The following is a 7,900-nucleotide window of genomic DNA, read 5'->3' on the forward strand; positions in this document are numbered from 1 at the left end:
CGCTGTCCGGATCGAGCCGCACGATCGCGGCCGGAAAACGGTGCGCCAGCAACGGCGGAATCCGGCCGATCGCGCCGACCCTGCCTTCGACATTGTAGAGTGAGAAATTGCCTTCGGTCGCGGCATAGAATTCGAGCATCTGTGGGATCGCAAAGCGCGCCTGGAATGCCTCCCAGACATCGCCACGCAAGCCGTTGCCGCAAGCGAGCCGCAGCCGATGCGCGCGATCGAGCTCGGACGGCGGCGCTTTGAGCAGATAGCGGCAGAGCTCGCCGATATATTGGAACAGCGTGCAGTCGAACCGCACGATGTCGCGCCAGAAACTGCGGGCCGAGAACTTTTCCGCAAGCACGACGGAGGCGCCGGCGCGCAACATGCTGCAGGGCGCGACGATGCCGCCGACGGAATGATAGACCGGCAGACAATCATAGAGCCGATCGCCTGACGTAGCGCCGGTGAGACCGGCGAACCAGCCGGCCCAGTTCAGGATGCGGCGATGACTGATCGAGGCGGCCTTCGGCAGGCCTGTCGTGCCGGACGTATAGATCAACAGTGCGCGGTCGTTGATGCTGACGTCGCGGCGCTCTTCCGTTGACAGCGGCGCGTCGCCGATTCCATCTAGCACGGTGTGTGCCGCCCAGATTTTCGGCGCCGCAGCGATGTCGGCCATCGCGACTGCATATGCGTCCGATAGCTCGTCAGCGAGAATGATGTGCGCCGGCTTTGCCACGTTGATGCAATGCGCGAGCGACGGGCCGATCAAATTGGTGTTGATCAGCGCCACGACGCCGCCGACGCGGCTGATGCCGAGCCAGGCCGCAACGTAATCGGGACGGCTTTGCATGATCAAGCCGACGGTGTTACCCTTGCCGACGCCGGTGGCCAGTGCCCAGCGTGCATATCGATTGATGCGGGCGGACAGCGCGCCATAGGTCAAGGTCTCGCGATCGGAGACCAGCGCCGGATGATCGGCTTGCCGCGCGGTCCAATCGTCGATGATATCGGCAAACAGTCTCGCCGGTTCCGCTTCGATGCGCGCGGTAAGCTCGATCGCCTTCAACCAGGTTTTCGCGGTGGAGGGCTTTGAAGGCTTGGCGCGCGAAGGATCGCCGCGCTCCGGCGTCAGTTCCACGGATTGTTGCATGACACCTGCATTCATGGCCGACCGCCAGCTCACCGTGTCGCGTTATAGACTCGGCGTGCTGCGCAGGTGTTAACCCGCACGGTTAACGGGATCAGAGTTTTGCAAGGTTGATGCGAGACGCAGACTTTACGAAGTTGAGGCGAATTCGCACTATGCTGCGCGCCGGGAAACAGCCGAGGCGAACGCCGGCATGCCGATTGGGATGATCACGAGACGAACGCTGCTACAGGCGGCGGCCTGTACCACCATCAGCGCTGCCGCCGGTCCGACATGGGCCACGGCGACCTATCCCTCGCGCCCGGTGACATGGGTGCTTCCCTACGCGGCGGGCGGCGCAACCGGCCGCCTTGCGCAGCCCATCTGCGAGCGGCTCAGTCAGCGGCTTGGCCAGCCTTTCACGATGGAGAACCGGCCCGGCGCCGGCAGCAATACTGGCACCGAGAGCGTGGTTCATGCCGCGCCGGACGGCTACACCATCCTGGCGACGTCGACCGCCAACGCCATCAACGTCAGCTTCGATCCGTCGCTGCCATTCGACGCCGCGCACGACCTGATCCATGTCGCCGTGCTGGCGCGGATGCCGCTGTTGCTCATGGTCAGCACCGAGCTGCCCGTGAAGACGCTCCTGGAATTCATCGCCTACGCGAAGGCCAATCCCGGCAAGCTCAGTGTCGGCTCGGCCGGTCTAGGCACCGTGCAACATCTGTCGGCCGAGCTTTTTAGCGTGATGGCCGGGCTTGAATGGACCAACGTCCATTATCGCGGCTCCGGCCCCGCCCTGGTCGACCTCTCGTCCGGGCATATCCATGCGATGTTCGACAACGTCGCCTCGTCTCTGGAGCTGCTGCGGAGCGGCAAGGGTCGCGCCCTTGCCGTCACCACCCGAGGACCCTGCGCCGTCACGCCCGAGTTGCCGCCGATCTGGACCGCGCTGCCGGGCTACAACACATCCGGCTTCTACGGCACCGCGGTGCCGCGCGGTACGCCGCAGGAGATCGTCGACCTGCTCAATCGCGAGACCAATCTCGCGATTGCCGATCCTGCGATCCGCAAGCAGTTCGACGCCATCGGCGCCATTCCAGTCCCTTGCAACGCCCGCGACTCCGCTGGCGTGTTCGGCGCCGAGATCGTCCGCTGGCGCCAGCTCATCGCGCTCGCCCGCGTGCGCAAGGACGGCTGATTACGCCATCACGCCCTGCAGCACCAGCCGGTTCAGCCGCGCGGCAAATGCGGCCGGATCCTCCGGCAACTCGCCGTCGAGGATCTGGGCCTGCTCCAGCAGCAGGAAGGAGAGATCGTCGACCTTGCCCTGGTCCGCGGCGGCCTTGGCGGTCGCCAGCACCAGCGGATGGCGCAGATTGATCTCCAGGATCGGCTTTGAGCGCGCGCCGCGCGCCTGCTGCTGCAGGATCCGCTCCAGTTCGCGATCCGGTCCCAGGCCGCTGGCGACCAGACAGGAGGCACTGGTGGTCAGCCGCGTCGACGCCTTCACGTCCGTCACCCGCTCCCCGAGGCTCGCCTTGATCAGCGCAATGGTGTTGGCCTCATCGGCCGCAGGTTCGTCCTTCTTCTCCGCCTTCTCTTCCTCGGTCAGCGGAATCGGATCGAAGTCGATATCGCCCTGGCTCAAGGACTTCAGCGGCTTGCCGTCGAATTCGAGCCGCGCCGAGGTCCAGAACGCATCCACCGCATCGGTCAAGAGCAGCACTTCGATGCCGCGCGCCTTCGCCGCCTCGAGCCGCGGATTCGACTTCAGCCGCTCGACGCTGTCGCCGACCAGGAAGTAGATCTCGGTCTGGTTCTCTTTCAAACCTTCGACATATTGCTTCAGCGAGCGCTTCTCGCCTGATGTGGTGATGAAGCGCGCCAGCGCCAGCAGCTTCTCGCGGCGTTCGAAATCCTCGTAGATGCCTTCCTTGATGACGGCGCCGAAGCCCTCCCAGATCTTGTCGAAATTCTCCACATCCTTTTCGGCAAGCTGCTCCAGCTCGCCGATGACGCGCCCGGTGACAGCCTTGCGGATCTGCGCCAGCTGCGGGTTGTTCTGCAACATCTCGCGCGAGAGATTGAGCGGCAAATCCTCGCTGTCGACGACGCCGCGGATGAAGCGCAAATAGGCTGGCATCAGGTCGGCGTCATCGGTGATGAAGACGCGCCGGACGTAGAGCTTGACCCTGCCCTTGCGCGCCGGCTCGAACAGGTCGAACGGCTTGGTCGACGGCGCGAACAGCAGTACCGCGTAGGAATAGCGGCCTTCGGCGCGGTAGTGCAGCGTCATCGCCGGATCGTCGAAGGCATGCGCGATCGACTGATAAGCCTTCTTGTAATCCTCAGCCGTCAGTTCGGACTTCGAGCGCTGCCACAGCGCGCTGGCCGAATTGATCTGGCGCGGCTCGCCCTCTTCCGGCACCAGCTCGATCGGGAACTGGATGTTGTCCGAATAGGCGGCGACGATGCGCTCGATCTCGTGCGTCTCAAGATATTTCTTCGCGTCCTCCTTGAGATGCAGCACTATCTCGGTGCCGCGGCTGACACGCGTGGCTTCCTCCTCAGAGGCCGGCGCCACCTCGAAGCCAGAGCCGCCCGACGAGGTCCAGGTCCACACCTCGTGCGAGCCGGCGTGATGGCTGATCACCCGGATGCGATCGGCCACCATGAAGGCGGAATAGAAGCCGACGCCGAACTGGCCGATCAGGCCGGTGCCGTCCTTGGCCTCGGACAGCTTTTGCACGAACGCCTTGGTGCCGGAGCGGGCGATGGTGCCGAGATGATCGATCAGCTCCTGCCGCTCCATGCCGATGCCGCTGTCGGCAACGGTCAGCGTATCCGCTGCCTTGTTGGGAAGGATGCGGATTTTCGGCGCCTCGCCGTCGCCGATCAGCTCGGGCCGGGCGATCGCCTCGTAACGCAGCTTGTCGCAGGCGTCCGAGGCGTTGGAAATCAGCTCGCGCAAAAAGATGTCGGTTTCCGAATAGACCGAATGCACCATCAGGTGCAGCAGCTCGGAAACTTCGGCCTGGAAAGGTTGGGTCACGGGGGCGGTGTCGGTCATCGTGATACGTCGGCCCAAAGTGAGAGAGGGAAAACGTCGATATAGCGCCGACACCGCAGGGATCAAGCCTCCTCACGCTGGCACGAGACTTCCGTCCCGCTGCGGCCGCGCCGTGAACGCAAAGGCAACCGCGACCGCGCCCAGCGCGACGCCGGAGGCGCCGATGTAGAGCCACATATAGCTGTTGAAGGCGTCGAAGATGCGCCCGCCGGCCCACGGGCCGAAGGCCATGCCGAGGCTGGAGGCCATGGTCATGGCGCCGAACACCGTGCCCATGAAGCGCTGGCCGAAGGATTCCCGCGCAAGCACCGCATAGAGCGGCATCACGCCGCCATAGGCGGTGCCGAACACCACCGCCAGCGCGTAGAACTGTCCGAGCCGGTCGACCAGCAGATAGGCTGCGATGGCGAAGGCCTGCACCATCAACCCGGTGATCAACACCCGCTTGGCGCCGTAACGGTCGGCGAGCAGACCCAGCAACAGGCGGCCACCGAGCCCGGCAAGGCCCTCGACGCTGTAGATCGAGACCGCCTCCATCCGCGGGATGCCGCAGCCGATGGCATAGCTGACCATATGGAAGATCGGGCCGGCATGCGCACCGCAGCAGAGAAAGAAGGTCGAGGCGAGCACGATGAATTGCGGCGAGCGGAAGGCTTCACCGAGCGATAACGCCGGCGCCGCGGACGTCGTGCCTGCGGCCGTAAGGTCCGGTGCCGCAACCGGCGGGCGACGAACCAGCAGCGATGCCGGGACCAGCAGCGTCCAGGCACCGATGCCAACGATCAGCATGGCGCTGCGCCAGCCATAGCCCGTGATCAGCCAGCTCGCGAACGGCGAGATCGTCATCGGCGCGACGCCGACACCAGCCGACACCAGCGACACCGCCAGGCTGCGATTCTCCGTGAACCATCCGGTGGCGGCTGCGATCATCGGCGCGAAGAAGGCGCCCGCGGCAAGCCCGACCAGGAGCCCATAAGTGAGCTGGAATTGCCAGAGCTCATGGGTGCGGCTCGCAAAGACCAGCCCTGCCCCGAGCAGCACGGCGCCCGCAAGCGTCACCCAGCGCGGGCCGATCCGGTCGCTCAATGCGCCCCAGCCGAAGCCGGCCGCGCCCATCACCAGGAAATCCAGGGTCATCGCGGTCGATATGCCGGTGCGTGTCCAGCCGGTCTCGGCCGACATCGGTGCCAGGAATATCGCCAGCGAAAACATTGCGCCGATGGCGACACAGGTCATCAGCGCACCCGCCGCCACGATGACCCAACGATACGACACATTCATTTGCTCTCTCCCCGTTTCATCCGTTCCCCTCCAAGACGAATGACATCCGCGATTTGCGACAGCGTCCGCGATCTTTCTCAGAATGAGCGGCGATGATGCCGTCGATGCCGCCTGTCCCCCGGATCAGCGGCGAGCCTGTTCGGCAGGCACACTTCGAGGTGCCACCCATAAATCACGCACGCGAGATGGAACAAGTGCGAGCGTCTGCCGTTGCGGCCAATGCTGGTGGGCATTCAGGAGCTCCTTCCCATGTGTGACTACAGCTTGCATACCGTCGCCTCCCGAGACGCCGAGCTCTCCGACGTGCTGGTGTCGTGCCGCTTCCCTGATACCGAGACCCGCGGCTTCTGCACATCAGATGATCCCTTGACGGCGGTTTGCCTGCGTCCGGGCACCGAGCTTGCCTTCGAGGGCGACGTGCGGGTCAAGGGCTTCATCTTCAAGCGCAAGATCGGCGCCCATCTGGCGCGCTTCCGCCAGGTCGACACCCACAGGCCGACCGAGCACCACGACGCGTTGGAATTCTCCAATGGCCGCATCGTCAAGGTCACCGACCTCGCCACCGGCCAGCGGGCCCGCGTGCTGCAGCTTCCGGCCGAACCCGCCACCAAGCGCGTCGCGACGCCCGAGATCATCGACCTGCGGGCGGCCCCGTTGCCCTGATCGTCGATCGTCATTTGTGCCAAGGCGGGGTTGGGAATCCGCCAGCCTTGGCGCATATCGTCCTTCAGGGTCAGCCTTATCAGTCACAACGCCCCGAAGGATTGCGCAAACATGCAGACAAATGGCGCCGGCCCGGCTGTAGCGCTCGATGAGAAACCGTCGCTGTTTTCCGGCTGGACCAGCGAGCAGAGACATGTGGTCGCCGCGACGTTTCTCGGTTGGACGCTGGACGCCTTCGATTTCTTCCTGCTCGTGTTCGTGCTGAAGGACATCGCGGCCGAGTTCAACGTCGAGATAGCCAGCGTCACCTATGCGATCCTGCTGACGCTCGCGATGCGCCCGATCGGCGCCTTCATTTTCGGCCGCGCCGCCGACCGCTGGGGCCGCCGCCCGACCTTGATGGTCAACGTGCTGCTCTATTCGATTCTCGAATTTGCCTCCGGCTTCTCCCCCAACCTCACCGCGCTGATCGTGCTGCGCGCGCTCTACGGCATCGCGATGGGCGGCGAATGGGGCGTCGGCGCCTCGTTGGCGATGGAGACGATCCCGCCTCATGCACGCGGCTTCGTCTCCGGCCTGCTGCAATCGGGTTATCCGACCGGCTATTTCCTCGCCTCCATCGTCTACGGCTTGCTGTTCCAAACGATCGGCTGGCGCGGCATGTTCATGGTCGGCGTCATCCCTGCTTTGCTGGTGCTCTATATCCGCCGCAGCGTGCCGGAATCGCCGGCGTTCGAACGCAACCGCGCTGCCGCAAGCAATAGCGGCACATTGCAGCTGCTGCAGTCGCATTGGCGGCTCGGCATCTACGCCGTGGTGCTGATGACCGCGTTCAACTTCTTCAGCCATGGCACCCAGGACATCTACCCGACCTTCCTGCAGGTTCAGCACAAGCTTGATACCCATGCTGTCAGCCTGATCGCCATCATCTACAATATCGGCGCGATCTGCGGAGGGATCCTGTTCGGCATCATGTCCGAACGCTATGGTCGCCGCCGCTGCATCGTCATTGCCGCGATCCTGTCGCTGGCCGTCATCCCGCTGTGGGCGTTCGCAGAGAACATCGTCTGGCTGGCGGTCGGGGCCTTCCTGATGCAGTTCATGGTCCAGGGCGCCTGGGGCGTCATTCCCGTGCATCTCAACGAGCTGTCGCCGTCGAACGCGCGCGGCACCTTCCCCGGCTTCGTCTACCAGCTCGGCAATCTGATCGCGTCCGTGAATGCGCCGTTGCAGGCCGGCATCGCCGCGCATTTCGGCGGCAACTACGCGCTGGCGCTCGCCGGCGTCGCCGGCACCGTCGCGATCGTGATCGCCATTCTCACCTCGCTTGGCCGCGAAGCCCGCGGGGTGTCGTTTACGGGGTGAAGCGGCGAGTCGATCGAGGGCATTTGTCGTCATTGCCGGAAGTCCTGATGATCTCGCGCTCTCACCATCTTGTCATTCTGGGGCGCCGCAAGGCGGCAAGCGTGGAATGACGGCGAATATGTTGGACGGCCGCTCCAAGCACGACTTTCCGTTCTCGCGACATGATCTGCCCGAGCTTTGCCAGACGACCGCCCTCGACTAACGAGAGGGCGCAGGGAAGACCGGGCGCCAGCCGGCGCCCGCGGTCCGCGTGCAACAAGAAAGCACGCGGCAGAACCACAGGCTCAGCCGAGATCGCCCTTGGGCTCAGGCGGTCGTCGCAACACCGGTTCGTTTTCTTTTCACCGGGATCAGCAAGGCGTCAAGCGCCTCGGCTGGCGTTTTCCAGCCGAGTG

General features: G+C 64.5%; 6 protein-coding genes. 3 read left to right on the top strand and 3 right to left on the bottom strand.

The features are described from left to right. Window positions 1-1,144 (bottom strand): AMP-binding protein (locus WA702_RS19540; RefSeq protein WP_425112182.1); only part of this gene is annotated, 1,144 nt, incomplete at its 3' end. A 190-nt stretch (window positions 1,145-1,334) separates the two neighbouring features. Here WA702_RS19540 and WA702_RS19545 point away from each other — a divergent pair. Next, window positions 1,335-2,324, top strand: coding sequence for a Bug family tripartite tricarboxylate transporter substrate binding protein (locus tag WA702_RS19545; protein WP_425112183.1), 990 nt, complete (start codon window positions 1,335-1,337; stop codon window positions 2,322-2,324). Here WA702_RS19545 and htpG read toward each other — a convergent pair whose 3' ends face one another. Together htpG and WA702_RS19555 are read right to left on the bottom strand one after the other, a co-directional pair. Next, the gene (gene htpG / locus WA702_RS19550; RefSeq protein WP_425112184.1) at window positions 2,325-4,196 is read right to left on the bottom strand and encodes a molecular chaperone HtpG; all 1,872 of its coding nucleotides are present in this window, start codon (window positions 4,194-4,196) and stop codon (window positions 2,325-2,327) included. It abuts the gene before it with no gap. Window positions 4,197-4,268: 72 nt separating this feature from the next. Continuing rightward, window positions 4,269-5,477: an MFS transporter gene (locus tag WA702_RS19555; protein WP_425112185.1), complete on the bottom strand. Its 1,209-nt coding sequence runs from the start codon at window positions 5,475-5,477 to the stop codon at window positions 4,269-4,271. Between the two features lie 249 nt (window positions 5,478-5,726). Here WA702_RS19555 and WA702_RS19560 point away from each other — a divergent pair, with 249 nt between their 5' ends. Next, window positions 5,727-6,140, top strand: coding sequence for a hypothetical protein (locus tag WA702_RS19560; protein ID WP_425112186.1), 414 nt, complete (start codon window positions 5,727-5,729; stop codon window positions 6,138-6,140). 111 nt (window positions 6,141-6,251) lie between these two features. Beyond that, window positions 6,252-7,505 (top strand): MFS transporter, encoded by a 1,254-nt coding sequence (locus tag WA702_RS19565; protein ID WP_425112187.1) that lies wholly within the window; start codon window positions 6,252-6,254, stop codon window positions 7,503-7,505. The last annotated feature ends 395 nt before the right edge of the window (window positions 7,506-7,900 follow it).

Source organism: Bradyrhizobium sp. (genome assembly GCF_049798375.1).
GTDB lineage: Bacteria > Pseudomonadota > Alphaproteobacteria > Rhizobiales > Xanthobacteraceae > Bradyrhizobium.

Excerpts from the sequence above, each read along its gene's own strand:
- WA702_RS19545 (WP_425112183.1), top strand. The coding sequence starts at position 1,335 with ATGCCGATTGGGATGATCACGAGACGAACGCTGCTACAGGCGGCGGCC.
- htpG (WP_425112184.1), bottom strand. The coding sequence starts at position 4,196 with ATGACCGACACCGCCCCCGTGACCCAACCTTTCCAGGCCGAAGTTTCC.
- WA702_RS19555 (WP_425112185.1), bottom strand. The coding sequence starts at position 5,477 with ATGAATGTGTCGTATCGTTGGGTCATCGTGGCGGCGGGTGCGCTGATG.
- WA702_RS19560 (WP_425112186.1), top strand. The coding sequence starts at position 5,727 with ATGTGTGACTACAGCTTGCATACCGTCGCCTCCCGAGACGCCGAGCTC.
- WA702_RS19565 (WP_425112187.1), top strand. The coding sequence starts at position 6,252 with ATGCAGACAAATGGCGCCGGCCCGGCTGTAGCGCTCGATGAGAAACCG.